We start from the raw sequence: 26,598 nt of genomic DNA on the forward strand, positions 1-26,598 counted from the left end.
GAATTGGGTGGCTGCCGGACATCATTTCCGTCATCCCAGCTTTCGCTGGGATGATGATCGTTGACGTCAGCAATAGGCCATTACAGCCATCAATCTATCAGGGCTGAACGCCGGTCTTCTGGTTCCACGCGATCTGGCAGGCGGGCAACATCTTGCCCTTCTTCCAGCATTTGGGGTCGAAGGACGGCAGTGTCAGCGAATAGCTCCGGCCCGGATCGCCATAAAATTGCTCGCCGGCCAGGATCAGCGACTTCTTGATCGAGCCAAGACCATTGCGCGCCACGTCGTTGAGCGTCCCGCGCTGGGCGAAGATCGCCTGCCGCCCCACCAGCGCCGCCGCCTGACAGAAGCCGCGCTGCGCCTGCACCGTCGAATAGCCCGAATAGATGCGCGTGCCATATTGGTCCGACGCCATCTGGCCGGGCTTGCCCTTGCCGACGGTGCGCTGGAAATAGCCGAGCAGCGTGGCCTGCGCCGCGTCGAGTTCGGCGTCATGATGGGCGATCATCGCATTATAGTTGCTGATCGACAGCAGGGTCGGTTCGAACTGGCATTGCAAAGCCGCTACATTGAGCGCGGCGCGCAGGTTCCACACCAGCCCTGCCTTGATCTCCGCCGGGTTTGCACCCGGCAGGCCGAGCGCGGTGGCTGCCTCCGCATCCGTCAGGGGCGGGGTGGAGAAATCGGGTGGGGACCAGAAAAATTGCGCGGCGGCCGGCTGCGTCAACAACGGCGCCGCCAGCGCGGCCAATCCCAGGACGGCCCTGCGCCCAAAGAATCCGTGCACTATGGAACGGAATGTCATCGAAATCCCTCTTTGAAGCGACCGCTGCGAACTATCTCCGGTTCGTCTGTATCACGCCTGAACGTGGACGCCAGCCTATTGATCCGACAGCACTTCCGTATCCGCGGCGGGCTTTTCCGCGCTCTCATTCTTGGGAGCGGGAGCCGGAGCGGCCGCATTGTCGCTGCGGTTCGCGGGCACGGCCATGGCGGTGCCCTCGCTCTGCACGCCGTCCAGATCGGTCATGGCGTCGGTTGCGGTGCCATCCACCACTTCCAGATTGTTCATCGGAACGGCGGTGCTGCTTTCCTTCTTGCTGCCGCATCCGGCAAGCGCGATGCAGCCCGTCAAAATCAGCGTCTTCACCATCGTCTTCGCGTCAGGACGCATCCGGGTCTCCTCAAGCGTTCAAGCATGCCCGGCAGCCCCCCACCTGGCGAAAGCGGCGACCCTAGCGGCCCATCTCGCATTGCTCAACCCCCGTGGGGTCGCCTGTCCCGCAGCGGCGCAGGCGGCCGATAAAGGCCGGGAGATGCCGGGCTAGCGCCGCGTCAAGCTCCGTCATCGACGCTTTTTTGCCGAGCGCGGCGATGCTGGTTACCGGATATTCGGCCAGGCCGCACGGCACAATGCCTCCGAAATGGGACAGATCGGGATCGACATTGATCGAAAAGCCGTGGAGCGTGACCCAGCGCCGTACCCGGATGCCGAGCGCGCCGATCTTCGCCTCGCGCCCTTGCAGATCGTCGGTCCAGATGCCGATCCGCCCCTCCGCGCGGCGGGCGGCAATGCCCAGGTCGCCCAGCGCATCGATCATCCAGCCTTCCAGATGATGGACGAAGTTGCGCACATCCTTGCCGCGTTCCCGCAGGTCGATATTGAGATAGCCGATGCGCTGGCCCGGCCCATGATAGGTATAGCGTCCCCCGCGCCCGGCATCATGGACCGGAAAGCGCGGGTCGAGCAGTTCGGCCGGATCGGCGCTGGTGCCTGCCGTATAGAGCGGCGGATGTTCAAGCAGCCAGACCCGTTCGCTGGCCTGCCCCTCGAAGATCGCCGCCGCCCGCGCCTCCATCTCCGCCAGCGCCGCGGGATAGTCGACGGGCGCGCTTTCCACGCGCCATTCCATGGTTTCGGCTAAGGGCTGGGGCAGGGACGACATGGCGCTTCCTTGACTTGGCGTGAGCGAGCGATCAAGTCTCCTCCGCGTTTTTCCAAAAGCATCGCGGGCAAAAGTGGGAACCGGTTTTGCGCAAGAAGCGATGCGGCAGCAAACAACAGGGTTAAAGATATGGCGACAATGTCCATCGGCAAGGCTTGGGAGGAGGCGGTCGCCTTCGTCTCGCGCGAAAGCAGCCTGCTGTTTCCGGTCGCCCTGCTGTTCGTGGCGCTGCCGGGCTTGATCCTGCAGGAAATGACGCCGCCCGAACTCGCCAAATGGAACCTGTCGGAAGCGAGCATGCCGCAGGTGCCGGGCAGCTTCTGGCTGGCGATGATGCTGGCGGTCGTCATCATCTGGTTCGGATCGCTGACGCTGTTTGCGCTGGCCCTTCGTCCCGGCATCAGCGTGGGGGAGGCGCTGCGGCTGAGTTGCGCGCGCTTGCCGGTGCTGCTGGGCACCGCGCTGGTGGTCGCGGGCTTTCTGGCGGGGGCGGTGATCGCAGCGACGCTGGTCGTGACCGCGCTGTCGCTGGTCGCCAAGCCGCTGGGCGCGACCCTGGCCCTGCTGCTGGGCGCGGGGGTGGTCGCCGTCACCATCTTCGCCAGCGTGCGGCTGCTGCTGCTCAACCCCGTGGTGATCGACGGGACGGAGGGGGTGATGGCTTCGCTGCGCTACGGCTGGGCGCTGACACGTGGGCATTTCTGGCGGCTGCTGGGCTTCGTGCTGGCGCTGACGCTGCTGTCGGCCATTATCGGGGGCGCCGCGCAGTCCGTTTTCGGCGTCATCGGCACGCTGGTCGGCGGGCAAACGGGGGGGCGGCTGATCGGCGGCGTGGCCGCCGCCGCTGTCTCGACGGTGGTGCAGGTCTATATGCTGGTGATGCTGGCGCGGCTCTATCGTCAGGCCGTAGCCGACTGACCCAGCATCGGCACATGGGGCGCGGCGTCGGGCGGCAATAAACCAGCCAGTCGCGGATCGGCAAAGATCTCGACCTCGCGCTTGGTCGGCACGAAGCCTGCCTTCTGGTAAAAACCCAGCGCTGCCGGACTGTCCAGCGTGCAGCTATGCACCCAGAAGCGCATGACATCCTTGCGCCAGGCCAGCGTCTTGGCCTGCGCGATCAACCATTTGCCCAATCCCTTGCCGTTCAGCGTCGGGATCAGCCCGAAAAAGGCCAGCTCGCAATCGGGCAATGAGCGGAAATCCAGCTCCAGCAGCCCGACCTCCACGCCGCGCGGGTCGGTCACGGCGTAGACCTCGACAGCGGGATCGTGGATGATCGCCGTCAACGCCGCATCGTCCATCATCAGGCGAGAGAACCATAGCCACGGTTCGCCCACGCGCCGGAACAGCGCGCGATAGGCGTCGGGCGTCGGGGTCTTCCACGGCACCAGCCGCAGCGGGGTGGGCGGCATCGGTGCGGGCCGGGGCCGCTCCCGCATTTCCAGATGGGTGACGATCGTCGCGATCTGGCCGTCGGGGACGGTTGTCAGACTCATGGGCGGCGTCAGCTCCAGCTTGCCATCGGCGGCAGGCTCATCAGGATCGCGTCGACATTTCCCCCGGTCTTGAGCCCGAACAGCGTGCCGCGATCATGCACCAGGTTGAATTCGGCATAGCGGCCGCGCCATTCCAGCATGCGGGCATACTCTTCCTCCGACCAGCTTTCGTTCATCCGGCGGCGGACGATGGGCGGGAATGCCTTGACGAACGCTTCGCCCACATCCTGGGTAAAGGCGAAATTGGCGTCGAAGTCGCCCTCCAGATGATCGTAGAAAATCCCGCCGACGCCACGATGTACGCCGCGATGGGGGATGAAGAAATAGTCGTCCGCCCATGTCTTGAAGCGGGGATAATAGTCCGCGTCATGGGCATCACAGGCGGCCTTTAGCACATCATGGAAATGGGCCGTGTCCTCATCGCGCGGCAAGGGCGGGTTGAGGTCGGCACCGCCGCCGAACCAGCTTTTCGACGTCACCAGATAGCGCGTGTTCATGTGCACGGCGGGCACATGGGGATTGGCCATATGCGCGACCAGGCTGATGCCGGTGGCGAAGAAGCTCGGGTCGTCGCTCGCGCCATGGATGGTCTTGGCGAATTCGGGCGAAAAGGCGCCGCCGACGGTCGAGACGTTGACGCCGACCTTTTCGAACACCTTGCCCTTCATGACGCCGCGCACGCCGCCGCCGCCTTCTCCGGCAGCTAGGCCGGGAGCCTCGCGATCCCAGGCTATATAGTCGAAGCGGGCATCGGAACCTGCCTCGCGCTCAATCGCCTCGAATTCGGCGCAGATGCGATCCCGAAGCGATTCGAACCAGTTGCGGGCGGCTTGCTGATGCGGATTGAGAGACAATGTCATGTTGGAAACTCGGTCATTGCGGGAAACGTCCAGTCTGGCGAAGAGCCTCGGCAATCGCGATGCCCGTGGAAACGGCGATGTTCAAGGATCGAAAGCCCGCCGCCATCGGAATGCGCACGCGCACGTCCACCAGATCGCGGACGGTATCGGGCACGCCGGCGCTTTCCGACCCCATCAGCAATATGTCGTCGGCACGGAATTCGACGTCCGGCAGACGCTGCGAAGCATGGCTGCTCATCAGCATCAGCCGCCGTCCCTGCGCCCGGCGAAGGGCATCGAACGCCTCGAAATTGGCGTGGCGCGTCACATCGGCCGACGCGCCATAATCCATCGCCGCCCGCTTCAGCTTTGCGTCGGAAAAGGCGAATCCCATCGGCATGATGATGTCCACGGGCACGGAAAAGCAGGCGGCAAGGCGCAGAATTGCGCCGACATTGCCGGCGATTTCGGGTTGGTAAAGGGCGATACGCATAGCCCGCGCCATAGAACAGCCCGGTTAATTCTCATAGCCTGTCTAAATTGCTTGGCAAATGGCGCATCCTACGGTTATCAGGCCTGCAAACCGCGCCAGGGGGAAAAGCGCGCCCATTTATATGGGCGCTGCGGCTCTCCTGATAACATAGCCATAAGGGGCGATGCGGCGGGGCCAGGGACGTTCTTGCAAGGGTTGAGGTGCATGGCGATCGTTGAACATGTGGAGAGTGAGGCGGCATCCGTCTCCGGTGGGGGCGGCGATGGTGTTCGCCGGCGTGATTTCATCAATATCGCCGCGGTGAGCTTCGCCGGCGTCGGTGCGGTCGCGGTTGTCGTGCCGCTGGTCGACCAGATGAACCCCAGCGCGGATGTGCTGGCGCTCGCGTCGACCGAAGTCGATATCTCGTCGATCCAGCCGGGTCAGGCGATCAAGACCACCTTCCGGTCGCAGCCGCTGTTCGTGCGGCACCTGACCGACAAGGAAATAGCCGAGGCCGACAAGGTCGATCCGTCCACGCTGCGCGATCCGCAGACGCTGGAGCAACGCACGGTCGACGGCAAGAAGCAGTGGCTGATCACCATGGGCGTCTGCACCCATCTGGGCTGTGTGCCGCTGGGCGCGGGCGAGGGTGAGAATCGCGGCGAGTTCGGCGGCTATTTCTGCCCCTGCCACGGTTCGTCCTACGACACCGCCGCCCGTATCCGCAAAGGCCCCGCGCCGAAGAACCTGGAAGTGCCGAAGTACAGCTTCACTTCCGACACCGCCATTCTCGTGGGTTGAGGGGGACTGTCATGAGCTTTCCATGGGCTGAACATTATACTCCCAAGCATCCCGCGATGCAGTGGATCGACGAGAAGCTGCCGCTGCCGCGCCTCGTCTACAACGCCGTGGGCGCCGGCTATCCGGTGCCGCGCAACCTCAATTATTTCTGGAACTTCGGCGTGCTCGCCGGTCTGGCGCTGATGATCCAGATCGTCACCGGCGTGATCATGGCGATGCACTATGGCGCGAACGCTGCGGTTGCATTCAGCACCGTCGAACACACGATGCGCGACGTGAATGCGGGCTGGCTGATGCGCTACGCGCATGCCAATGGCGCCAGCTTCTTCTTCATCGTCGTCTATCTGCACATCTTCCGCGGTCTCTATTTCGGCTCCTACAAGGCGCCTCGCGAAATGGTGTGGCTGCTGGGCCTCGTGATCTTCCTCCTCATGATGGCGACCGCCTTCATGGGCTATGTGCTGCCCTGGGGTCAGATGTCCTACTGGGGGGCGAAGGTGATCACCGGCCTGTTCGGCGCGATTCCCGTGGTGGGCGAGCCGATCCAGACCTGGCTGCTCGGCGGTTTCGCGCCCGGCAACGCCTCGCTCAACCGCTTCTTCTCGCTGCACTTCCTGCTGCCCTTCGTGATCGCGGCGGTGGTGATCCTGCACATCTGGGCGCTGCACATTCCGGGCTCGTCCAACCCGACCGGCGTGGAAGTGAAGGGGCCGCAGGACACTGTGCCCTTCCACCCCTATTACACCGCGAAGGACGGCTTCGGGGCGGGCGTGTTCCTGATCATCTTCGCGATCCTGCTGTTCTATGCGCCGAACTATCTGGGGCACCCGGATAACTATATCGAGGCGAACCCGCTCTCGACGCCCGCGCATATCGTGCCGGAATGGTATTTCTGGCCCTTCTACGCGATCCTGCGCGCCTTCACCGTCGACTTCTTCTTCGTTCCGGCGAAGCTGCTGGGCGTGCTGGCGATGTTCGCGTCGATCCTGCTGCTCTTCTTCCTGCCCTGGCTTGACACCTCGGGCGTGCGTTCGGGCAGCTATCGCCCGACCTTCAAGAAGTTCTTCTGGATCCTGATCCTCGATGTATTTGTCCTGGGTTATTGCGGCGGCGCGCCGGCGGCGGAACCCTATGTGATGATCTCCCAGGTCGCTGCGGCTTATTATTTCGCGCACTTCCTGATCATCCTTCCGCTGATCTCGCGCTTTGAAAAGCCGCTGCCGTTGCCGAACTCGATCACCGAGGCGGTGCTGGCGAAATATGGCAAGACCGACGGCGAACCCGTCGCGGTTCCGGCCGAATAAGGGGGTAGACAGAAGATGGTTCGCATTGGCGCATTTCTCGTCGGCCTCTTTTTCGCTGGCTGGCTGTTGGTTTCCTTTCTGGTGGGCGCGGTGGCCTATGTCACCGATCCGCCGGCGGTCACGGTGGAACATGAATTCCACCGCGATCCCAAGCATGTCGCTTTCTCGTTCGACGGCCCCTTCGGCAAGTTCGACCAGGCGCAGCTCCAGCGCGGGTTTCAGGTCTTCAAGGAGGTCTGCTCGGCCTGTCACAGCCTGAAGTTCGTGGCTTTCCGCGACCTCAAGGGCATTGGCTATAACGAGGCGGAGATCAAGGCGATCGCCAAGCAGTGGGCGATCAAGACCCCCGACGTCGATCCCAAGACGGGCGAGATGTCGACCCGCGATCCGATCCCGGCGGATTATTTCCCCAAGCCCTTCGCCAACAATGTCGCGGCGATGGCGGCGAACAATAACGCGATCCCGCCGGATTTGTCGCTGATGACCAAGGCCCGCCACCATGGCAGCGCCTATGTCTATTCGCTGCTGACGGGCTTCCAGGCGCAGCCGGCTGAGTTGCTGAAGGAATTCCCCGACGCCAAGACGCCGGAGGGGCTGCACTTCAACCCCTATTTCGCCAACCTGAACTTGGCCATGGCGCCGCCGCTGACGGCCGATGGTCAGGTGACCTATGGCGACGGCACCAAGGCGTCGGTCGACCAGATGGCGCAGGACGTCGCGGCCTTCCTGACCTGGACGGCCGAACCCAAGCTGGAAAACCGCCGCCGCGCGGGTCTGGCGACGATCTTCTTCCTGCTGATCGCGACGGGCTTGGCTTATATGGCCTATCAGAATATCTGGGCGGACAAGAAAAAGGCCGCCTGATCGCGACCTGAAACGGACATGGGAGGGGGCACGGGAAACCGGGCCCCCTTTTTCTTATGAGGCAAAGATGAGCGCTGACAGTCTGGCGGCCCTGGTCCGCACCATCCCCGACTTCCCCAAGCCCGGCATCCAGTTCCGGGACATCACGACCCTGCTGGCGGACGGGGCCGGTCTGGCAGAACTGGTGGAGCGCATGGCGGCGGTCGCCCGGCCGCTCGATCCGGCGTTCATCGTGGGGATCGAGGCGCGGGGTTTCATTCTGGGCGCGGCGTTGGCCCATGCGCTGGGGGTGGGATTCGTGCCCGTCCGCAAGAAAGGCAAGCTGCCCGGCAAAACCGTCGGCATCGATTATGTGCTGGAATATGGCACCGACAGGCTGGAACTGCATGAAGGGCAGATTCCGGATGGCGCGCGGGTGGTGCTGGTGGACGATCTGATCGCGACCGGCGGCACCGCGCTCGCGGCGGCTCAACTGGTCCGTGAGCAGGGTGCGACCGTGTTGATGGCGCTTTTTGCCATCGATCTGCCCGATCTGGGTGGCATGGCGGCGCTGGAAGCGGACGGCGTGGCGTCTGCGGCGATCATTGCCTTTGAAGGGCATTGATCAGTTAAGGCCGCAATTGGCCAATTGCTGACGAGAGATATCCGTTCGGGCTGAGCCCTTCGTCTGCCTGCCAAGGCAGGCGCTCAGGATAAACTTGCCTTCGGCAAGTCGAAGTCCTCAACCGAGCGGAGTGAGGCTCCCATGCTTCCCCTTCGCTCAGCAAGACCCTTCGACAAGCTCAGGGCGAACGGAAACTGAAAATCCGCTCCCCACCCATTGCTCCGCTATGAGGTTAAACGTCTACCCTCCAAGCGCGCCCTCCAGCATGTCCACCGCTTTCGCCAGGCGCTCGTCCAGCAGCGCCAGCAATTGGGTCCATCCCAGCATGTCGCCCAGTTCGCCGGGGCCATCGGAAATGCCCCGCAGCCCCATCACCGGCACTCCGAAGCGCTGGCAGGCGCGGACCACCGCAAAGGTTTCCATGTCGACCATGTCGGCATCGATCGCGGCATAATCCTCCCCACCCACGATATTCGCTCCCGTGGAGAGCCGGGCAGCGCGCAGTTCCAGCGGCGTATGCAGCGGCATGTCGACCGGATGATCCGAAAAAGGCGTGACTCCCTTGGGAAAGCCGAGGCGGGAGGCATCCATGTCCCGCCAGGACACGCTGGCGACCTGATACACCTCCCCTAAAGTGCAGTTGCGCGATCCCGCCGAACCCAGCGAAACGACGAGATCCGGCAAGGACTGATCCTGGTTCAGCCGCTGGAGCGCCAGCCCGGTGCTGAGCGCCGCTTCCACCGGGCCGACCCCGATCATCAACGGATCGAATCGTGCCTTGAGATGAGGCCCATATTCATCCTCGACCGCCATCACGAACAGAACCCGCTTGTTCGCGATCATTTCTCCGCTTGGCATGGCCGTCCCCCTCTCCTTCATTGATGTCCGCTCAGGGCAGGCGGGCAAGCAGCGCGCTCATGCCGGTGTCGATGGCAAGGTCGGCAGTCCCTTCGATCAGCCAGCATTCGCCCTGCCGCCAAGCCTGCCCATCGATCGTGCCGGAGCCCGCCAGCGGAATGAACCACAGCATCTTGCCCTCGATCTGCCGGACGGTTCCTGCCTTGCCCTGCACCATGTCCAGGATGAAGGGCGCATCGGAGCTTGCGACCAGCGTCTCTTCCGCAGTGATCGGAACGATGCGGTCCGGCATCGCATGGGGCGTGGCGATGCTGACGGCCATCGCCTCGTCCAGATGCAGTTCGCGCGGACGGCCATAGTCGTAAAGGCGGTAGGTCACGTCGTTATTCTGCTGTATTTCCACCAGGGTCACACCGCCGCCGATCGTATGCACCGTACCGGCGGGGATATAATAAAAGCTGCCTGCGCTCACCGCCTTCCAGTCCATCAGCGCTTCGATTTTGCCGTCCAGGGCGGCGGTGCGCAGTTCCTGCACCGGCAGGTCGCGTGTCAGGCCGATGCCTAGCCGTGCATCGGGCTCCGCGTCCAAAATATACCAGCATTCGGACTTGCCGCCCGCCAGCCCTTGTTTCTGCGCCTGCGCATCATTGGGGTGAACCTGCACCGACAGCTTCTCGCTGGTGAAGATATATTTGACCAGCAGCGGCAGTGGCCTGGCCTGACCGGCCTCCTTTGGCGGCGAGAACCAGACTTCGCCGATGCGCTTGCCTTCGGTCGAGGCGATGGCGGAGGGGATGTCGGTGCGGCCCCAGGGTTTTTCGACCAAGTGAGTGAGAAGGCGGGTCGTGGTCATGTGGCTCTTTATGAGCGGTCGTTCCCGGCAGGCAAGCGCTCTTGTCGGGACGCGGCGGAATGCGTGTTGGAAAAACGCGCGGCGGTCGGCAACGGTAATGCTCCGCAATGGCGGGAGAAAGGCCGCAGACCATTCCTCCGTCCGGACTGGAAACGATGCGTAGCGATCTTCGCGTCTGGAAATTGGATTTCCAGTTTCTATATGAAACTAGTATTTTCAGCGAGGATAAAAAAGAGATGAACCGGCCCGGCAAGGACAGGAAGTTCGGCGTGCGCCTGCCCGACCGGCGCGGCCTAGGCCAAGGGGAGGGGTCCATCATGGCCCGGACCCGGCAGGTTCTTCCAAGGGTGGAGGAAGGCTTGGTTCGTGTCCTCTTCCCTCTTCTGGCAGGGGCGGCGGTCCTGGTGTTCTTCACGATTGTCTATCGACTGGTCGACGATCCCTTGGTCGCGGGCGTGATCGCCCTGATCGTGCCGATGATCTTCCTGCCGCTCTTCCGCGGGCACAGAGTCAATTGATCCCCGCCCCCTCCAACGCATCCATGGCCAAGGCCACCGTGCCCAGAGGGCCGGCCTGATCGCCCAGCAGCGGCGCGGTAACGATTCGACTGACGCTGTCGCTGTCGACATGCGGCAAATAGCCTCCAAGCTGGGCGACGACCTTTTCGCGGATCCGATTCAGCAGATCGACCCGCCCCATGCCGACGCCGCCCCCGATCAGCACCTGGCGGGCCGCAGTGCTGAGCAGGATGGTCGAAACCAGATGCGCGATATCGTTCGCCACATCATCCCAGCGCGGATCGGCGGCATCGATTTCATGGCCTGGAACGCCGAAGCGTTTGGCGAGTGCGGGGCCGGACACCAGCCCCTCGATGCAGTCGCCATGGAAGGGGCAACTGCCTGCGAAGCGGTCGCCTGGAGCGCGGGGCACGCGGATATGGCCGATTTCCGGATGCATGGCGCCATGGACCGTGCGGCCGTTGAAGGCGAAACCCCCGCCCACGCCGGTGCCGATGGTGATGTAGCACAGGCTGTCGGATGGCCCATCGGCTTGCGCGCCTGCTCCCCATCGCGATTCCGCCAGCGCGGCGCCGTTGACGTCGGTATCGATCGCGGCGGGGCAATCGAAAGGCGCGGTCAACGTGCCGAAAATATCCGCGCCTGCCCAATCGGGCTTGGGCGTTGGCAGCATGAAGCCGAAATCGGGCGCGCGGCGGTCCAGACGAAGCGGACCGAAGCTGCCGATCCCGATCGCTGCGAAGGGCGTCTCGGCATGCCAGCGCTCCAGGATCGCGACGGCCCTGGATAGCGTGTCTGCGGGGGTCGTGGTGGGAATTATCTCCCGGCCCAATATCGTCCTGCCGCGTGCGCGCAGCACGAAGACCTTGGTTCCCCCGAGTTCGACCCCGGCCAGCATCGGTTCAGCGTTCATCATCGCGCACCAATCATATTGGCCCAATCCTCTCAAGTCCGGAAGCGCCCCGCTTTACCGTCCATCCCGAAGGTGATGGTCCAGTCCCGGCTTCATGCGGAATATGGCTCAGGCTGTTGATGGGGATCGGCCCAAATCAAAAACCCCGCTGGCCTATCGAGGTCAGCGGGGTTTTCAATGGTGGGCGTGGCAAGGATTGAACTTGCGACCCCTGCGATGTCAACACAGGGATGAAAACGTAAGTGATTGAAAAACGTCACGTTGTCCTCGTAGCAAACGAGTACAAGAAGTGAACAGACGGTGGTTTAGAAGGATTTACACGCAAGTTTCACGCAAGCTCTGATTGTCGAGGATCGAGGCAGATGGCGGGGGAAATCAGGCAGGCCGTTACGTCTCACAGGGCGGCGAAGCCAGTCCCGGCATCCCGAGTGAAGCTCGCTCTCAGTGCAACGAAAAAAAGCGCTCGGCAACCTACCGATCACTTTTGCACACCGATCGTGACGCACCATCGCATCAATCTCAGGCGGTGTTCGCCACCGAAACAGCGGTAGTCGAGCGAGGCGGCACCTTTGCTCCAGGAGGGGGATGAACGGTTAGGATTAGCATTTAACTGTGCGCGCCGCGCACCTCTGACAACAATCAGACCATCGCAAGGCTTTTCCGCCGCCGCGTTTTTCTTTCGGATATCATTGGGAGACCGGATAGCTGTCAGGCTCACAGAGATAAGGCACGCCATACGGTTATCGAGTCTTGGCGGCGTCGACAGCGGATATCTCGCTACCATGAAGTGATCGGTTGCTTTCGCTTTGTTTCTATCCGCCAATCCGCTAACGCACCCGGCCATGCCGTCGAACAGGACAGAAACCTACCCAACCGCAAGTCCCGGCCTCTGGTTGAAGCTGTGCATCCATTTCGATGCCTTCCTTGCTTCGCCGCGGGGCTATTCGATGGCTGCCTGGTGGCGCCTGCGTCGAAAGCGGCTGCGCTCTCATAGCCAGTTTGCGCGGCTGCTCGGAGGCTCGCGCCGAGCCTACGACATGTGGTTATCATTGGAGGAGAAGAACGCCCTTCCTCCGGCGAATTGCGATGCGGGGCCGCCGATCCTAGCTCTTGTTGAGGTCGGAGCGGGTAAGCGGGAACTGGAGAAAACCCTCCTTAACCTATCTGCTGAGGGCGTGCGGGCGCTAGTGATTGGTTCCATGGACGTGCCCTCCCTTGTGGAGGCAGCCCGACAAATCCATTGGGAGGGTGAGCCTTGGTTGCTGCCTATGGCAGCTGGCGATCAGCTCGCGCGGGGAGCGATGCAAACTTACCGAACCGCCACTGACGGTACGGATGCGCGGATCGTATACGCCGATGATGATCTTCTGAACGGGAAAGGGCGCCGAACCGCGCCGCATTTCAAGCCAGATTGGAACAGCGAGCTATTCCACTATTTCGACTATCTGACTGGCGCTTGTATCTTGCGCTCCTCGCGTCAGGAGTTGGAGGCGGTTGCCGAGGCACCTGACTGGGCGCGGCAGCTGGTAACGCGCAAAGTGGGGGAGGCGGATCCTCTGCATGTTCGAAAAATTCTGCACCATCGCGGGAGCCGTCCTCGTCCTCAGGTCCCTGCAGTTCCTTGCCAAGTGAAGGGGGAGCTACCGTGCGTCACTGTCATCGTGCCTACGCGCAATCGACTGGACCTGTTGCAGACCTGTCTGAAGGGGATAGCGGCGACTGACTATCCCGATGTCGAGGTGATCGTCGTAGACAATGACAGCGATGATCCGCAGACTCTTGCGTTTCTCGCCGGCCTCGACCTGCCCCGCCATCGGGTACTGCGCCATGCGGGTGCATTTAACTATTCCGCGATCAACAATCGCGCTGTGGGAGAGGCGCGGGGGCAACTGCTGTGCCTCCTTAACAACGATATCGAGGTGATTGAACCCATGTGGCTGGCGACGATGGCTGCCCAGGCCTTGAGGGCGGATGTCGGAGCTGTGGGTGCGCGGCTGCTTTATCCAGATGGGCGGATCCAACATGCCGGTGTCGTGATCGGTGTGGGAAATGCGGCAGGTCATGCCCATCGTTTTCTCAAGCCGGATGAAGAAGGCTATTTCTATCGCCACGCGCTTCCGCAGTTCACCACAGCGGTGACGGCCGCTTGTCTGGTTGTATCGCGCGAGCGCTTCCTTGCGACGGGTGGTCTAGACGAGTGCAATTTTCCTGTTGCCTTCAATGACGTGGATCTTTGCATGCGGCTCAATCAGCGAGGCTGGCAGTCGCTCTATGAACCGCGTGCGACGCTGATTCACCATGAATCGGTTTCACGCGGCTTCGATCGTGACCCAGTCGGAGCGGCCAGATTCGCGGGGGAGCTTGCGGCGCTTCAACGGTCGTGGGGAACGGCGAAGGTCGTTGATCCATTCCATCACCCTGAACTCAGCCGTGCGAGCGAACGTTTTGTGGTGGGGCTGTAGGACGCTGTGGCGGCGTTACCCTCCAGACGACTCGCTTTGCCACAAGTGACGCTGTGCGCGGTCACCTCGGTCAACGTGCCGGCAACGTTACGGGCGCTCGAATTATGTTTGGCCCAGATCGATTTCGCTGCTTGCAAGCTGTTAACTGACGCCCCCGTAAGGCCTGATCATCCCGAAATTTCCGTCATCCCCATCTCTCGGCTCGACTCCTCCGCAGCCTATTCCGAATTTGTTCTGTCGCGGATGGTGGATTATGTGGCCACTTCCCATTGCCTGATAGTCCAGTGGGATGGTCATGTGCTCGACGCAGCAAGATGGCGTCCTGAGTTTCTCGATTATGACTATATCGGCGCGAGTTGGCCGCAGTTCGATGATGGCCATGATGTAGGCAATGGCGGCTTTTCCCTTCGCAGCCGGTGCCTGCTTGAGGCTTGCCTCCATCCGAGGTTCAGCGCGTCCCATCCCGAGGATCTTGCTATCGGGCGCGCCAATCGCTCTTGGCTCGAAGGGGAAGGGATGCGCTTTGCTCCACGTGCGCTTGCCGACTTGTTCGCCACCGAGCGAAATGGCGATTTGGAAAGGAGCTTTGGCTATCATGGCGTGTGGAACATGCCTCGCGCAATCGGCATGGAGGCTTTCTGGCGGGTTTATCGAGGTCTTGATGACCGTGGAACGATAAAGCATGATCTCACCAGCATTTTGAACGATGTCCGGCATGGCCCTGGCGGTTTCTTGCGCATGGTGAGGATGATTGTGGACTACGTGAAGCAGTACACCGGATCCAAAGCAACTGTGGTAACCCACAGTCTGCTGAAGCCATCCAGCAGAAGGCGTGACAATCTGTGACCAACCCATTACCTGGTTTACCGCTGATCGAGTCTCCGCTGTTTCCCGTGCTCAAGGCAGAGCAAGGGCTAAATGCTGAGGAAGAGGGGATCGCCGCCAGCCTGTACGAAAAGGGCTACGCGGTGTTCGATTTTCCGGACGCGGATCTCGATGCGCGAATTGATCGGATTAAGCGCAATTTGTCACCTCGTTACGGGATCGATTTCGACGATCCTCAAAGCGACAAAACGATAGGCGAACGCCGCATCCAGGATGCTTGGGCCGTCAACGAAGATGTTCGTGCTATTGCCGCAAACGAGGCGGTGCTGGATCTACTGAGTAAGCTATATGGGCGTCGTGCCTTTCCATTTCAGACACTCAACTTCCCGGTCGGCACGCAACAGGATGCCCACTCAGACTCCGTGCATTTTTCGAGCCTGCCGGAACGATTTATGTGCGGGGTATGGCTGGCCATGGAGGATGTCGGTCCCGATGCAGGGCCGTTACTCTATTATCCCGGATCTCATCGCTGGCCGATCATGTCGAATGCGCTGATTGGGCGGCGGGGTTATGGGGGCGATCTGAGTTCGGCACAGGATCCTTACGGACCGGCTTGGCGCGCACTGTGTGAAGTTCATGACGCAAAGGAGGAAGTTTTCTTGGCACACAAGGGGCAGGCGCTGATCTGGTGCGCGAACCTGCTGCATGGTGGCAGCCGCCAGGCTGATCATCGTTTGACGCGCTGGTCACAGGTGACGCATTATTATTTCGATGATTGCATCTATTACACGCCAGCCTTTTCCGACGAAGCGCTGGGAAGGCTGGCTCTGCGCGAACTGGCATCAATCAGCGATGGCCAGCCACGGATAAGCCATTATCAGGGAGAAGATGTCAGGGCGCCGCCGCCTGAAAGGAAGGCCAAGGGCCGGTCCATCTGGCGGAAACTGAAGCGGGTCATGTCGTCTGCCTTTTAGTCCAGCCACGCCGCGCTCGGTTCAAATCCTGCAAATTGGCTATGGCACCGAACGATTTGCCGGGCGACCGCTTCCACTCTCGTCCGCAGATAGGGGGTAGCGACCAGAATGTGATAATTATGCTGACCGACATGTCCGTTCGTCGTCAAGGCGCGTCGAATTCGTCGATGAAGTTTATAGATTAAGAATATCTATTCGCTACGCATCATCATGCCATTAATATTTATATATATATGATTTTCAGAAATCTATCGCGACAATATAGGCGTATAGCTCAGGGGGTTATTAACCTTGCGGTTGAAAGGGCACGCCCGACATGGAGGGGGTCGTTCATTGGAATTTACTGTCCGCCTGAGAGCCTGTCTTGAATCTCATGCATAACGAGCGATGCGCCTGATGAGGACGATGGCAGTAGCGGCATAGAGTAGGGCAGTTGCGGATTTGATGGTTCGCTCGAAGTCCTTGGCCAAGCGGCGATTTCGATTGAGCCATGCGAAGGTTCGTTCGATCACCCACCGTCTGGAATGGACGACGAACCCGGTCTGGTCGGCGAATTTCCGAACGATCTCTATCGTGATGGAGGTAGCGTCTCGGACGCGATTGCTGTTGTAGGCGCTGTCGGCATAGGCGTGCGCGACCAAGGGGTGCCGCTGGCGTGATTGCCTGAGCAAAGGCACTGCGCCGTCTCGGTCCTCCACATCAGCGTCATGGGCCAGCAGTTCAAGCGCACGGCCATCGGTATCGACCATGGCGTGGCGCTTGCGGCCCATGATCTTACCCGCATCATAGCCGCGCGGTCCGCCCGCTTCGGTGATCTTCACACTCTGGCTGTCGATGGCCGCTGCTGACGGCATCGGTTCTCGCCCTGTTCGGACGCGGTCCATCTGGACGAGATGGTGGTTGAGACGTTCGAATATCCCGTCATCACGCAGTGTGCAGAACCACCGGTAGACCGGTAGACCGTGCGCCATGGTGGAAAGCTGTCAGGCAAAAGCCGCCAAGGACATCCTGCCCGCAGCAAATAGAAAATGGCCTCATGATCTCCCGCATCGGCCAACGCCGTCGCCGTCCGCTTTGGCATGACGCGGGCGAATAGGGTTCGATCAAATTCCATTCCGCGTAGTAAGATCGCTTCCTGTGGACCGGCGTGCAAAAGGGACCCCGTTAGCGGGGTGATCGGCGTCTAAATGGGACCCCTCATTCTGGTGGTGTAGTTGACTGCCTGGTTTTCCAGGTGGTGAGATCGGGATGTTGGTGGTGGAGACGGTTGTTCGGATTCGGCGGGAGCACGCGAGCGGGAAGGCGATCAAGGCGATTGCGCGGGATCTGCGGCTGTCTCGCAAGGTAGTGCGCAAGGCGATCCGGGCGCCGGAAGGCGCGTTCGATTATCGCCGCACGGTTCAGCCGCTGCCCCGGCTTGGTCCGTTCCAGGAGCGGCTTGATACGCTGCTGGCGGAGAACGAGGTCCGGCACCGGCGTGATCGGCTGCGCATGACCCGGATCCATGATCTGCTGTGCCGTGAGGGGTTCGAGGGATCCTACGACGCGGTCCGGCGCTACGCCCGGCGCTGGACGGAAGCGAGGCGCAAGGATGCGGGTGATGGGGCGCCCGCGTTCATCCCGCTCATGTTCAAGCCCGGCGAGGCCTACCAGTTCGACTGGAGCCACGAGGATGTGGAGATCGCGGGCAAGCCGATGCGAGTGAAGGTGGCGCAGATGCGGCTGTGTGCGTCGCGGGCTGTCTACGTCCGGGCCTATCCGCGCGAGACGCAGGAGATGGTGTTCGACGCCCATGCCCGGGGCTTTGCCTTTTTTGGCGGCGTTCCCCTGCGCGGCATCTACGATAACATGAAGACCGCGGTCACCACCGTGTTCGTCGGCAAGGAGCGCGTGTTCAACCGCCGCTTTCTGGTCATGGCCGATCATTACATGGTCGAGCCGACCGCTTGCTCGCCGGCGGCGGGATGGGAGAAGGGTCAGGTCGAACACCAAGTCCAGACGATCCGGGGCCGGTTCTTCCAGCCTCGCCTGCGCTTTGCCAGCATCGAGGAGCTCAACGGGTGGCTGGAGGCCGAGTGCCTGCGCTGGGCCGCAACGCACGCGCATCCCGAGCAGAAGGAGCTGACCGTTGCCGAGGCGCTGGCTCTCGAACGGCCAGCCCTGCAGCCGATGCTGGCGCCCTTCGACGGCTTCCACGAGACCGCCCATGCCGTGACCGGCACGTGCCTGATCAGCTTCGACCGCAACCGCTACTCGGTCATGGCCAAGGCTGCGCGGCGGGCCGTCCAGGTCCGCGCCTATGCCGACCGCATTGTCGTGCGCCTCGGCGACGAGGTCATCGCCGAACATGCCCGGCACTTCGGCCGTGACCGGACGATCTATGATCCCTGGCATTACCTGCCCGTTCTGGCGAACAAGCCCGGCGCTTTGCGGAACGGCGCGCCCTTCCAGGGGTGGGACCTGCCACCGGCACTAACGCGGTTGCGGCGCAAGCTGGGCGGCGGTGATGAAGCCGACCGCCGCTTTGTGCGCGTGCTGGCAGCCGTAATGACCGATGGTCTGGAAGCGGTCGAGGCCGCGATCCGGGAGGCGCTCGATAACGGGGCCGTCAGCGACGAGGTGATCCTCAACATCCTGGCCCGATACCGGGACCCGCCATCCGAGCGCCCTTTGGACGTGGTCGTTGATCTCAAGCTCAGCCACCCGCCGGTTGCGGACTGTGCGCGCTATGACACAGTGCGAGGCCTCCATGCAACGGCATGAGATGATCGAGGCGATGCGAGCGCTCGGGCTCAAGGGCATGGCAGGGGCCTTCGACGAGGCGGTCACCACCGGGTTGCAGCGCAAGCGCACGACCAACGAGATCCTGACCGACCTGCTGCGGGCAGAAGCGGCGCATCGTCATGCCGCCTCGATCCGCTATCGCATGACCGCGGCCAAGCTGCCTGTAATCAAGGACCTCGATGCCTTCGTGTTCGAGGGCACCCCTATCAACGAAGGGCTGGTGCGTTCCCTGCACGCAGGTTCGTTCCTGCCCGGTCGCCGCAACATCGTGCTCATCGGCGGCACAGGGACGGGCAAGACCCATCTGGCCACCGCAGTCACCGCCAGCGTCGTGCGTGCCGGTGCCCGTGGGCGCTACTTCAACACGGTCGATCTCGTCACCCGGCTCGAGGAAGAGGCGCGCATCGGCAAAGCCGGATCCATCGCCGCCCAGCTCAGCCGGCTTGATCTCGTGGTGCTCGATGAACTGGGTTATCTGCCGTTCGCCCGATCCGGCGGGCAGCTCTTGTTCCACCTGATCAGCAAGCTCTACGAGCAGACCTCGGTCATCATCACCACCAACCTCGCCTTCGGCGAGTGGCCCACCGTGTTCGGCGACCCGAAGATGACCACCGCGCTGCTCGACCGCATCACCCACCATTGCGACATCGTCGAGACCGGCAACGACAGCTGGCGCTTCAAAAACCGCAGCTGACCCAATCAGAAAAACGCCTTCGCGCTGCTGACGCCTCCGGTCGGGCTACGCCCTCCCTACGCCGCCAGCAGCGCGAAACCCGCGCCCAACATCGATCGATCTATGCAACGCTAACGGGGTCCCTTTTGCGCGCCGATAGGGGGGCCCGATTGAACGCCGATTGACAACCTCGCCGACATTGGCCTGGCGCCGACGTCCGGGGATCCCTGCGATCTTGTGACCGATAAAGGCTATCATTCGCGCGAGCTCCTCAAGGGTCTCGACGGCGACATCTGGAAGACGCGCATCGCCGAGCCGGCACCGCCGAATGGATATCTGCGCTGGCACGGCGACGAGGCTGCCCAGAAGGCCGTCTACGCCAATCGGTCTCGCCTGAAATCCGCCGTCGGACGCAAGGCGATGCGCAAGCGTGGTGAGATGGTCGAGCGTAGCTTTGCCCACGTCCTGGATCGCGGCGGCATGCGCCGCGCGTGGCTGCGCGGGCGCGAGAATGTTCACAAGCGTTATTTGATCCACGTCGCCGGGTTCAATCTTGGCATTCTCATGCGCGCCCTGTTCGGTTGCGGCACTCCGAGGGGCGCCAGGGGCGCATCCAAGGCATTCTTGTTCGTAGTTCAGACCGATGTTGCGCTCGTCATCGCCCTCGTCGCCGAGTTCGACGGAGAAAGGGCCATGCTCCTCATCGTTTTTACCCCTGAAGGCGCTGACAGACCCGGCTGAAAACCGACTTCGTCACCGCGCTGTTAGCATGAACAGATAGCGCAGATGCCGCCATCCGTCGCGCCAAGGACGAAGATGGGGTGCTCGCATTCGCAGGTCCGGTGACAGCGTGGCCGGAACCTCATCTATGCGAAGGCGATGGAGGCTCGCCTTGATGATCATCTCGCTCGCAAATTCCATGCCCGAGCTCTGCAGGTTGAGACGGGCGCATGCTTCGCGTCGGATCGCCCGTAAACCGCAGTGAGCATCTTCTACGCCAGCCCGGAAGAACAGGTTCAGAATCGCGGTCAGCGCGGGATTTCCGATGTAACGGTTCTTCCAAGGCATGGCACCTGGGCCGATACCTCCTTTGAAACGGGAGCCCATACAAAGGTCGGCTCCGTCGAGTAGGCGGCCAATCATCTTCACGCCATCAGTGAAGTCGTAGCTGCCATCACAATCGCCCATGAGGATGTAGCTGCCATAGGCGCCGCGACAGCCGCCGATCAGCGCAGCTCCGTAGCCTTTCTCCGCAACCGGGACGACCCGCGCGCCAAGGCTGAGCGCCAGCGCCTGACTGCCATCAGTCGATCCGTTGTCCGCGACTAGAATCTCGCCGGTAAGGCCGTACTCTGCCGCAATCTGGTCAAGGGCGTCCTGCGCATTTGCGATGCAGTGAGGCAGGCATTGAACCTCGTCTAAACAGGGCATGACTATCGATACGTCGACGCCGCCTTCCTCTGGTAAGGCAAACACCGTCTTGAGCGATTTAATCATGCCGTTTCCCCCAAGGTGCATGGTAGACGGCTACGAGAAAATGGTAAATGAAACTTAAATGTCTTTGAGAGCAGACCTAACAGGCCGCGAAGCGCCTACAGGCTGAGTACAACCGAGTGCCCAATCCGCGTCTAACCGCGCAGGGATTAGCCGGTGAACCGGCTGGTTCGCTGGAGGTGATTTAGGTTTGAGCTATGCTGCAGGGTCTGTCCTCCAGCGTCGCATGATATTGCGCTTCAGCTTCTGCCGGAGGAATATGTCTCGCGGCTGTCTATGTGAACCAATCGATTGGTTCAGCGTGGAACGCTGCATTGCTTGGAGCGAGCGCCATGGTGTGCGCTGGTGTATCGCCCCCGTTGCTATTGGAACTTAAGCGGACTGCCTTCGAGTATTGAGGTGAAGGACTCAGTGCGCTCCCAAAGAGCTATCTCTCCGAATCACATCCCCTGCCTGTGAAACAGATGGGCCTCTGCAACAATGGAGGTACCTATGCAGGACTATCAGAATGAAATGTTCCCTGACGTTGTCGGCATCACTGACGCGGACATGATCCCGGACCCGAAGCCGGAATTCACTTTGAGCGCGACGCCCGCCTTCTCGCCCAAGTCCCTCTTCGTTGACGCGGAGAAATGCGTTGTCTGGCAGCATACCGCACGCGACGCCGATAAGCTGGTCGATGCGGATATCCGTCCGCTGGCGGAATCGATCAAGGCGTCGGATCAGCAGGTTCCCGTCCGTGTCCGCCGCCTTGAAGATGACCGCCTCGAAATTGTCGCGGGGGTGCGCCGCTGGAAAGCCATTCGCTTGCTCAACGATGAAGGCTATCCCGTCAAGCTGCTGGTCCAGATCGTCCAGATGGACGAGGACGCTGCGTTCCGCTTCGCTGCCGCCGAAAATGGCCCCCGCTCGGATCTCACGCCGATCGAGCGCGCCCGCTTCTACCAGGCCGCCATCGATCACCAGTATCACACCGGAAAGGCGTGCGCCGATGCGTTCGGCTTGCACAAGGCATCGATCTCGCGAGTTCTCGATGTTCTGCGCGTGCTCCAGTTCGTCGGCAAGAAGATCGATGATCATCGCGCTATCTCGGCAGCGCAGGCCAGTTGGCTGATGAGCCTGCTTCGCAACGTGAATGACGAGGCCGATCCGACAGACGAGGGTTTCGAGGGGGATCGACACGCCGAGGTCATCGCCGCGATCGATGCGGCCGCGCCGGGCAGCGCAGCGGAGGTTTTCGGCCAACTTCGTCAGGCGCTCGCTCCCTCCCACAAAGATGGCGGCATCGACATCGTCGTCGATGACGACATCATCCTCGGTTCGGTCACGCGCTCCAAGTCGGGGGCGGTTCGTATCGCCATCGGCCCCGAGGCGGGGTCTGTCGAGTTGCCGATGCTGATGGCTTCGATCCGGGTGGCGCTGACCACGCTGCGTGCTGGCTAGGGCGGCAGAGTATGGAGGGCGGTTGCGTGCGCGCAACCGCCCTCTTTTTTGCCGGTCGAACGGAAAAGATCCGATCGGTCCCAGCTTTGAAGGGTGAGAAGACTAATTAAAGTTATGGGCGCGCGATAACGTGTTCTCCTCCGCCGCAGGGGGTGGAGGACGGTGTGGCCCATAACTTTCCGAGAGAAGGGGTGGGGTAGGTGACAGGTCATGCTTGGACGATCGGAGGCAGATCCGCTGATATGCATGCCTTGCGTGAGGCACTCGCGCTCGAACGCCAAAGCCGCAAGAAGGCATCGGTGCTCGAATATGAGCGACTTCAGGCAGAGCGCAATGCGCGCAAGGTCGGCACTGCCATTCGCCGCCAGATGCGCGAGGCTGGCATGACGCCGACCTGGATCCAGGTCCATCCACGATCGCTGAGTGGATACCGCGATGGTGGGCGACGCTGCCGGCGTATCGAGATCATGTCCGGGCTGATCGTGGCAAAGCGGTCCCATCGCGGTAGCGACGGGCTATCGTCATTCCATTTCAAATGGACCTCGCGCGGCCTCGGCAACCGGCGCAAGCACGGTTCCCACCGCTATCGCCGGGGCGAGGCAGTCCGGCATCTGCGTTATATCCTTCGTGAACAGGCGCGCGAGATCGACGGCGGGGGCCTCGTTAGCAACATCTCCACCGACCCAGACACGCTCGCCAGCGTCTTTGACGCCCTTGAAGAGTTGGAAAGCCACGGCCGCACGAATGCTAACGTCTATGTGTCAATCGTGCTCAGCCTACCAAACGAGCTGACATCCGCCGAGCGACAAGTCCTTCTCTCGAATATTTGCGCGATATTCGAGCGCGAAAAGCTGCCGCATGCCGCGGTGCTGCATGCGCCTGACCCGGATGGGGATCAGCGCAACAATCACGCGCACATAATGTTGAGCCTACGGCCCTTTCGCGCCGAGGCCGATGGGGGTTTCGCCTTCGGCGTCGGCACGGCGGCCGACCTCAACGACAAAGAGTTCATCAAAGCGATGCGCTTGGAGATCGCGGCGCTGATGAATGCTGCGATGATCGAAGCCGGCCATGAGCGCCGTTTCACTGCTCTGAGCAATCAGGAACGCGGACTGCTCGTCCGACCCAAAAGCGAAGGCAAGTCGTCACCTGGCCGCAAGCATCGCGAGCGCCGACAGGAGCGGATAGACTTGATGGCCGGTGAGAAAGCCTATCGCGAGGAACGGATTAACGCCCTCGGCGTGGTACAGGAGGAACTGATCGCCGCCCTGGTGGCGCCGCAGGTTGACCGCAACGCTGAACTCGAAGCCATGCGCGCCAAAGTTCACGCTGCCCCCGCTGCTACGACAGTTTGCGCTGCAGTCACGATCTCGCCGGTTGCGCGCGTGCAACCGCCGGCATCACCGCCGGTCAGGTCCAATATGGCACCGCAGCAGACATCACCGGTTCCCGCTCCTGTCCCGCCGGACCTTGACATATTACTTGCCCGCCTCTCGGAAATGCGATGGCCGCCGCTCGAACGGCAGAATGGGCGCATCGTTCTAGGTTCGCCCACGCGCTATCTCCACGAAAAGGCCGTAATCGATCGCTTGCGACCGGCGCAGATGGACCAGCGCGTCCAAGCGAGGCTCGAAGAAGAATGGGCCGTTGCGATCGACGCACTGCGTAAGCGCCTGACGCAGTCAGAGCCCTTCGGCCGGGCACTCGAAGCCGATTTTTCCGACCAGGCACTGATCGACAAGGCCGCCAAATCATTCTTCGAATGTAATCAGCATGATCCTGATGTGATCGCGTTGGTCGTGGCGCAAAGGTCGGCGGCGGAACGTCGTGTTCTTGAGCTGCAAGAACGGAAGCGGGTCGAGAAGCAAAAACGCCAGCAACGCGCTAAAAAAGTAGGAGCCGCCGTGGCACGGATCTGTGGTGCTGCCGGCGCGGGGCGTGTCAGCGAAACAGACAGGGCGCCGCTACGACCACTGATCGCCCTTCTGGAGGAGCCTCTCATCGATGGCAGGCTAGCCCTCTTCATTAATAGCGGGAAACTCTATGTGCAGGCCCGCGATCCTGAACTGATCGATTTAGCAGGCAAGCTCTTCGACATGAAGGCGGGATCAGCCGCGCTGGCACTCCTGGCACAGGAGACCAACGGTCTACTCTCGCCAATCGCGCAGCCGTTCCAGACGTCTTACGCCTTGAACCCGGTCGGCGTCGATACCCCGCAGACGCCGCTAGGACGCGCGGAGAGAGGGCGAGAATGACCAACAAAGGGCGAGGGCTATTTGCGCCGATCACCATGAACAGTCGGAATTCGCTGCCATCGGCCCGATGAGCAGCACTGACTTATTGGAGCTTGGATGAGGGAAGTGGCTGACGCTGGAAAGTGAAAGACATCTCCCGAGCACCGGGATCGCAGCCGACCCTGTGCCGACCAATGAGTACTAACTGCATGATCTACCTCAACGAAGAAGACCGCCAACGCGAAGCGCAGGCGAAGGAGGGCGCGATCGCCCTTGCTACCGTCGCGAGCTGGCAGACGGAGCCATGTCCCATTATGCTGCCGCCGGTGCTCGCAGGATTTGTTTACTGTCGGACGGTTGACCTTGTGCTGGCGCACTGGCGCCGGAACGTGTCGCTCGGCAGGCTTCTTGCGGTGGCACGCGAGACGCGGCTGGACGTGCTGCTGGTGGAGCCCGCCTGGATGGCATCCGGATCAGACTTCCGGGTGTCTGCGATCCTCTGCCGCAGCGGCGAGACGCACGTCTATCGGGGCTTGCGGCTGTGGGCCGCTGGCGTGGATGGTCCAACTTGGCTGATCCCCGATCCTGCCGACAGGGATCTGGATCCATCCTGCTTCGACCTAAGCCTGAAGCGGATGACTCCAGATGAACAACGACCCTTTAGCGATCTCGAGACGCGCGATCTCGGTCTGCTGGTGGGCGGTATCCGGTGGAAGGCGATAGCGGGGGGGCACCTAGTATGAGCATGGCCTGCGAATTTGCGCAGCGCTTGCCAACCAACGGGAGGCAGCGTGCCTGCGATCGCTTTGATGGTCAGCGGCTGGGCGGCTCCTGTCGGCGGCAGCGTTAAGAAGACAGGAAGTTCAGACAGCTGAGCACTGTGAAATGAAATAGGGGAAAGGCGTGGGACCGGCTCGGCGGCCATGCCCCCTGCTGAAATAAGGTCCACATCAAATGAACATGCCCATCATGTCGCGTCCTGCACGGGACGCGACAACCCTTCCGTTCGTCCGCGAAGCGGTGCGCCGCCGCTTGTTTGCGGTCGCGCATCAGATCGGCGGGTTGATTGATTTCGAGCCGCACCACAGGATTCCGGGTGCAGAAGGAGGAATCCTGCTCATGGAGCGGAACCTGCTCGTCATGTGCACATCGCAGTTCCGGCCGCTCGGCTGGGATTTGGCGGAGGAGATCTGCATGCGGCAGGGCCTGGATATTCTGCTGCTTCGTTTTGATGCTTACCAGCTGACTTTTGACATCTGCATGCACAGCGGTAGTGCGTGGCTCAGCCACTATCGCGGTTGGTCGGCCGACGGAGAATTCTGGTTCGTTCCGCGTGTCGATGATGGCAGCCGCTATGTGAAGGCCAGTCGATATGGTCTCCTTCTTACCGATCATCCACCCTATGCAAACGCTCGGCAGCGCGAAGTGGGGCTGGCCACTGCTTGCCCTTGGGACGCGCGAATGGAGGTCCGGGCATGAGTCCGAAGGCCAAAACGAAGGTAGTGACGAAGCCTGAGCCAGAAGCCCTGTCGCGCTATGTCGCCGATGCGAGCGATCATCCCGGATTTCGGTATGCGCGCTATTTCTGGAAGGAGAATAATCTGAAATGTGGGATCAAGACGGCCGTCCTGGCGAAGCTCCAGCCCGCGGGTCACCCTGCTGCGCGCCACGACCTGTTGCTGCCTGCAACAGCCGCTGGAGAATATGCGGACCTCGATTACCTGCTTACGCGCTATGATGCGACGCAGCCCCTCATCGAGCGCAATGCCTATGTCCAATATACGGTCGATCTTCCGGCCGACCGCCCGGTCCACGCCAGTTGGGAGGAGGTTCGCGAATGGGTGATGGGCTATTTCGTGCGGGAGTTGCAGCTTGCTGCCCTGTTGGTGTTGCACATGCCTTTCCGCGCCGGATCCGCCAATGCTAGCCATGTTCACATCCTGCTGCCCGCACGCCGGTTAGGCCCCGATGGATTCGGATTTCATGCGAGAGCGACCTGCTCAGACTCGGGGTTCAAGGATGGACTCACCAATTGGATGGCATTCCAAGCAATGAAGACACGTCCAACATAGCTATCGCGCAGCAGACTGCCAGAGTCGTTCAGCCGCCTGGCGGTATAGTGGCAGTCAGGCGGTGCGCTTTAACCCGCATTATCTCCAATCGGACATTTGCGGGTTAAACGCCCGCTATGATGCGGCGACGCTGGAAATTGGCCAATGGCCCGTTCAGGCGACA

26 protein-coding genes and 2 pseudogenes are annotated in these 26,598 nt (G+C 61.7%); 17 read left to right on the forward strand and 11 right to left on the reverse strand.

Annotated elements, in window-relative coordinates:
- Positions 1-97 precede the first annotated feature (97 nt).
- The 3 genes from K426_RS05430 to lipB form a co-directional block, all read right to left on the reverse strand.
- Positions 98-805, reverse strand: a complete 708-nt coding sequence (locus tag K426_RS05430; protein WP_066554767.1) for a hypothetical protein — start codon at positions 803-805, stop codon at positions 98-100.
- 75 nt (positions 806-880) lie between these two features.
- A complete protein-coding gene (locus K426_RS05435) occupies positions 881-1,174 on the reverse strand; it encodes a hypothetical protein (RefSeq protein ID WP_066554771.1) in 294 nt (97 codons plus the stop codon).
- 61 nt (positions 1,175-1,235) lie between these two features.
- Positions 1,236-1,946 (reverse strand): lipoyl(octanoyl) transferase LipB, encoded by a 711-nt coding sequence (lipB, locus tag K426_RS05440; RefSeq protein ID WP_066554774.1) that lies wholly within the window; start codon positions 1,944-1,946, stop codon positions 1,236-1,238.
- 129 nt (positions 1,947-2,075) lie between these two features.
- Between lipB and K426_RS05445 the strand changes: the two genes are divergently transcribed.
- On the forward strand, positions 2,076-2,864 hold the full coding sequence (locus K426_RS05445; protein WP_066554775.1) for a hypothetical protein: 789 nt from the start codon (positions 2,076-2,078) through the stop codon (positions 2,862-2,864).
- On the opposite strand, the gene K426_RS05450 is transcribed toward K426_RS05445, so the two are convergent.
- Genes K426_RS05450 through K426_RS05460 form a run of 3 tightly spaced genes read right to left on the reverse strand, consistent with a single transcriptional unit; the run spans position 2,846 to position 4,789 of the window.
- Positions 2,846-3,445 (reverse strand): GNAT family N-acetyltransferase, encoded by a 600-nt coding sequence (locus tag K426_RS05450; RefSeq protein WP_066554778.1) that lies wholly within the window; start codon positions 3,443-3,445, stop codon positions 2,846-2,848. The two genes, K426_RS05445 and K426_RS05450, sit on opposite strands and share 19 nt — an antisense overlap.
- 8 nt (positions 3,446-3,453) lie before the next feature.
- Positions 3,454-4,305 carry an oxygen-dependent coproporphyrinogen oxidase gene (gene hemF, locus K426_RS05455; protein ID WP_066554780.1) on the reverse strand — a complete coding sequence of 284 codons (852 nt, stop codon included), beginning with the start codon at positions 4,303-4,305 and terminating at the stop codon, positions 3,454-3,456.
- A gap of 13 nt (positions 4,306-4,318) precedes the next feature.
- The gene (locus K426_RS05460; protein ID WP_066554782.1) at positions 4,319-4,789 is read right to left on the reverse strand and encodes a tRNA (cytidine(34)-2'-O)-methyltransferase; all 471 of its coding nucleotides are present in this window, start codon (positions 4,787-4,789) and stop codon (positions 4,319-4,321) included.
- Between the two features lie 192 nt (positions 4,790-4,981).
- Here K426_RS05460 and petA point away from each other — a divergent pair, with 192 nt between their 5' ends.
- The 4 genes from petA (at position 4,982) to K426_RS05480 (ending at position 8,332) form a co-directional block, all read left to right on the forward strand.
- Positions 4,982-5,560 (forward strand): ubiquinol-cytochrome c reductase iron-sulfur subunit, encoded by a 579-nt coding sequence (gene petA / locus K426_RS05465; protein WP_066554783.1) that lies wholly within the window; start codon positions 4,982-4,984, stop codon positions 5,558-5,560.
- 11 nt (positions 5,561-5,571) lie between these two features.
- The gene (locus tag K426_RS05470; RefSeq protein WP_066554784.1) at positions 5,572-6,864 is read left to right on the forward strand and encodes a cytochrome b; all 1,293 of its coding nucleotides are present in this window, start codon (positions 5,572-5,574) and stop codon (positions 6,862-6,864) included.
- A gap of 15 nt (positions 6,865-6,879) precedes the next feature.
- Positions 6,880-7,728 (forward strand): cytochrome c1, encoded by an 849-nt coding sequence (locus tag K426_RS05475; protein WP_066554786.1) that lies wholly within the window; start codon positions 6,880-6,882, stop codon positions 7,726-7,728.
- 67 nt (positions 7,729-7,795) lie between these two features.
- Positions 7,796-8,332, forward strand: a complete 537-nt coding sequence (locus K426_RS05480) for an adenine phosphoribosyltransferase (protein ID WP_066554788.1) — start codon at positions 7,796-7,798, stop codon at positions 8,330-8,332.
- A 240-nt stretch (positions 8,333-8,572) separates the two neighbouring features.
- Here K426_RS05480 and K426_RS05485 read toward each other — a convergent pair whose 3' ends face one another.
- Positions 8,573-9,175: a 5'-methylthioadenosine/S-adenosylhomocysteine nucleosidase gene (locus tag K426_RS05485; RefSeq protein WP_066554789.1), complete on the reverse strand. Its 603-nt coding sequence runs from the start codon at positions 9,173-9,175 to the stop codon at positions 8,573-8,575.
- Between the two features lie 46 nt (positions 9,176-9,221).
- Positions 9,222-10,043, reverse strand: coding sequence for a class I mannose-6-phosphate isomerase (locus tag K426_RS05490; protein WP_066554790.1), 822 nt, complete (start codon positions 10,041-10,043; stop codon positions 9,222-9,224).
- A gap of 107 nt (positions 10,044-10,150) precedes the next feature.
- Here K426_RS05490 and K426_RS32455 point away from each other — a divergent pair, with 107 nt between their 5' ends.
- Entirely contained in the window at positions 10,151-10,561 is a 411-nt protein-coding gene (locus tag K426_RS32455) for a hypothetical protein (protein WP_237229953.1), read from the forward strand.
- On the opposite strand, the gene K426_RS05500 is transcribed toward K426_RS32455, so the two are convergent.
- A complete protein-coding gene (locus tag K426_RS05500; protein ID WP_066561397.1) occupies positions 10,554-11,459 on the reverse strand; it encodes an ROK family protein in 906 nt (301 codons plus the stop codon). The genes K426_RS32455 and K426_RS05500 overlap by 8 nt on opposite strands.
- Before the next feature lie 857 nt (positions 11,460-12,316).
- Between K426_RS05500 and K426_RS05505 the strand changes: the two genes are divergently transcribed.
- Genes K426_RS05505 through K426_RS05515 form a run of 3 tightly spaced genes read left to right on the forward strand, consistent with a single transcriptional unit; the run spans position 12,317 to position 15,735 of the window.
- A complete protein-coding gene (locus K426_RS05505) occupies positions 12,317-13,936 on the forward strand; it encodes a glycosyltransferase family 2 protein (protein WP_066554798.1) in 1,620 nt (539 codons plus the stop codon).
- A 6-nt stretch (positions 13,937-13,942) separates the two neighbouring features.
- The gene (locus K426_RS05510) at positions 13,943-14,782 is read left to right on the forward strand and encodes a DUF5672 family protein (protein ID WP_237229954.1); all 840 of its coding nucleotides are present in this window, start codon (positions 13,943-13,945) and stop codon (positions 14,780-14,782) included.
- Positions 14,779-15,735, forward strand: coding sequence for a phytanoyl-CoA dioxygenase family protein (locus tag K426_RS05515; protein ID WP_066554801.1), 957 nt, complete (start codon positions 14,779-14,781; stop codon positions 15,733-15,735). Before K426_RS05510 ends, K426_RS05515 begins: the two co-directional genes overlap by 4 nt.
- A 371-nt stretch (positions 15,736-16,106) precedes the next feature.
- Here K426_RS05515 and K426_RS05520 read toward each other — a convergent pair.
- Positions 16,107-16,854, reverse strand: a pseudogene (locus K426_RS05520) (IS5 family transposase); the annotation flags it as partial.
- 129 nt (positions 16,855-16,983) lie between these two features.
- On the opposite strand from K426_RS05520, the gene istA reads away from it, so the two are divergent.
- The 3 genes and pseudogenes from istA to K426_RS05535 all read left to right on the forward strand — a co-directional run.
- A complete protein-coding gene (gene istA / locus K426_RS05525; protein ID WP_061939592.1) occupies positions 16,984-18,498 on the forward strand; it encodes an IS21 family transposase in 1,515 nt (504 codons plus the stop codon).
- A complete protein-coding gene (gene istB / locus K426_RS05530; protein WP_061939590.1) occupies positions 18,485-19,213 on the forward strand; it encodes an IS21-like element helper ATPase IstB in 729 nt (242 codons plus the stop codon). Before istA ends, istB begins: the two co-directional genes overlap by 14 nt.
- Positions 19,214-19,366: 153 nt before the next feature.
- Positions 19,367-19,933 (forward strand): annotated as a pseudogene (locus tag K426_RS05535) (transposase); the annotation flags it as partial.
- A gap of 12 nt (positions 19,934-19,945) precedes the next feature.
- Here the strand turns inward: K426_RS05535 and K426_RS05540 are convergent.
- Positions 19,946-20,689 carry a glycosyltransferase family 2 protein gene (locus tag K426_RS05540; protein WP_237229958.1) on the reverse strand — a complete coding sequence of 248 codons (744 nt, stop codon included), beginning with the start codon at positions 20,687-20,689 and terminating at the stop codon, positions 19,946-19,948.
- Positions 20,690-21,178: 489 nt separating this feature from the next.
- Between K426_RS05540 and K426_RS05545 the strand changes: the two genes are divergently transcribed.
- From K426_RS05545 to K426_RS05565, 5 genes are all read left to right on the forward strand, one after another.
- Positions 21,179-22,129 carry a ParB/RepB/Spo0J family partition protein gene (locus K426_RS05545; RefSeq protein WP_066554804.1) on the forward strand — a complete coding sequence of 317 codons (951 nt, stop codon included), beginning with the start codon at positions 21,179-21,181 and terminating at the stop codon, positions 22,127-22,129.
- Positions 22,130-22,329: 200 nt separating this feature from the next.
- Positions 22,330-24,384 carry a MobA/MobL family protein gene (locus K426_RS05550; RefSeq protein WP_082748447.1) on the forward strand — a complete coding sequence of 685 codons (2,055 nt, stop codon included), beginning with the start codon at positions 22,330-22,332 and terminating at the stop codon, positions 24,382-24,384.
- Between the two features lie 188 nt (positions 24,385-24,572).
- Positions 24,573-25,106 (forward strand): hypothetical protein, encoded by a 534-nt coding sequence (locus tag K426_RS05555; protein ID WP_082748764.1) that lies wholly within the window; start codon positions 24,573-24,575, stop codon positions 25,104-25,106.
- A gap of 211 nt (positions 25,107-25,317) precedes the next feature.
- Positions 25,318-25,842, forward strand: coding sequence for a hypothetical protein (locus tag K426_RS05560; RefSeq protein ID WP_066554819.1), 525 nt, complete (start codon positions 25,318-25,320; stop codon positions 25,840-25,842).
- On the forward strand, positions 25,839-26,435 hold the full coding sequence (locus K426_RS05565; protein ID WP_065846398.1) for a hypothetical protein: 597 nt from the start codon (positions 25,839-25,841) through the stop codon (positions 26,433-26,435). Before K426_RS05560 ends, K426_RS05565 begins: the two co-directional genes overlap by 4 nt.
- The last annotated feature ends 163 nt before the right edge of the window (positions 26,436-26,598 follow it).

Origin of the sequence: Sphingobium sp. TKS (genome assembly GCF_001563265.1) — a bacterium.
Classification (GTDB): Bacteria; Pseudomonadota; Alphaproteobacteria; order Sphingomonadales; family Sphingomonadaceae; genus Sphingobium.

Excerpts from the sequence above, each read along its gene's own strand:
- K426_RS05430 (WP_066554767.1), bottom strand. The coding sequence starts at position 805 with ATGACATTCCGTTCCATAGTGCACGGATTCTTTGGGCGCAGGGCCGTC.
- hemF (WP_066554780.1), bottom strand. The coding sequence starts at position 4,305 with ATGACATTGTCTCTCAATCCGCATCAGCAAGCCGCCCGCAACTGGTTC.
- K426_RS05565 (WP_065846398.1), top strand. The coding sequence starts at position 25,839 with ATGAGTCCGAAGGCCAAAACGAAGGTAGTGACGAAGCCTGAGCCAGAA.
- K426_RS05470 (WP_066554784.1), top strand. The coding sequence starts at position 5,572 with ATGAGCTTTCCATGGGCTGAACATTATACTCCCAAGCATCCCGCGATG.
- K426_RS05540 (WP_237229958.1), bottom strand. The coding sequence starts at position 20,689 with ATGATTAAATCGCTCAAGACGGTGTTTGCCTTACCAGAGGAAGGCGGC.
- K426_RS05555 (WP_082748764.1), top strand. The coding sequence starts at position 24,573 with ATGATCTACCTCAACGAAGAAGACCGCCAACGCGAAGCGCAGGCGAAG.
- K426_RS05475 (WP_066554786.1), top strand. The coding sequence starts at position 6,880 with ATGGTTCGCATTGGCGCATTTCTCGTCGGCCTCTTTTTCGCTGGCTGG.
- K426_RS05500 (WP_066561397.1), bottom strand. The coding sequence starts at position 11,459 with ATGCTGGCCGGGGTCGAACTCGGGGGAACCAAGGTCTTCGTGCTGCGC.
- K426_RS05445 (WP_066554775.1), top strand. The coding sequence starts at position 2,076 with ATGGCGACAATGTCCATCGGCAAGGCTTGGGAGGAGGCGGTCGCCTTC.
- petA (WP_066554783.1), top strand. The coding sequence starts at position 4,982 with ATGGCGATCGTTGAACATGTGGAGAGTGAGGCGGCATCCGTCTCCGGT.
- K426_RS05490 (WP_066554790.1), bottom strand. The coding sequence starts at position 10,043 with ATGACCACGACCCGCCTTCTCACTCACTTGGTCGAAAAACCCTGGGGC.
- istB (WP_061939590.1), top strand. The coding sequence starts at position 18,485 with ATGCAACGGCATGAGATGATCGAGGCGATGCGAGCGCTCGGGCTCAAG.
- K426_RS05480 (WP_066554788.1), top strand. The coding sequence starts at position 7,796 with ATGAGCGCTGACAGTCTGGCGGCCCTGGTCCGCACCATCCCCGACTTC.
- K426_RS05505 (WP_066554798.1), top strand. The coding sequence starts at position 12,317 with ATGCCGTCGAACAGGACAGAAACCTACCCAACCGCAAGTCCCGGCCTC.
- K426_RS05435 (WP_066554771.1), bottom strand. The coding sequence starts at position 1,174 with ATGCGTCCTGACGCGAAGACGATGGTGAAGACGCTGATTTTGACGGGC.
- K426_RS05450 (WP_066554778.1), bottom strand. The coding sequence starts at position 3,445 with ATGAGTCTGACAACCGTCCCCGACGGCCAGATCGCGACGATCGTCACC.
- K426_RS05460 (WP_066554782.1), bottom strand. The coding sequence starts at position 4,789 with ATGGCGCGGGCTATGCGTATCGCCCTTTACCAACCCGAAATCGCCGGC.
- istA (WP_061939592.1), top strand. The coding sequence starts at position 16,984 with ATGTTGGTGGTGGAGACGGTTGTTCGGATTCGGCGGGAGCACGCGAGC.
- K426_RS32455 (WP_237229953.1), top strand. The coding sequence starts at position 10,151 with ATGGCGGGAGAAAGGCCGCAGACCATTCCTCCGTCCGGACTGGAAACG.
- lipB (WP_066554774.1), bottom strand. The coding sequence starts at position 1,946 with ATGTCGTCCCTGCCCCAGCCCTTAGCCGAAACCATGGAATGGCGCGTG.
- K426_RS05485 (WP_066554789.1), bottom strand. The coding sequence starts at position 9,175 with ATGATCGCGAACAAGCGGGTTCTGTTCGTGATGGCGGTCGAGGATGAA.
- K426_RS05560 (WP_066554819.1), top strand. The coding sequence starts at position 25,318 with ATGAACATGCCCATCATGTCGCGTCCTGCACGGGACGCGACAACCCTT.
- K426_RS05545 (WP_066554804.1), top strand. The coding sequence starts at position 21,179 with ATGCAGGACTATCAGAATGAAATGTTCCCTGACGTTGTCGGCATCACT.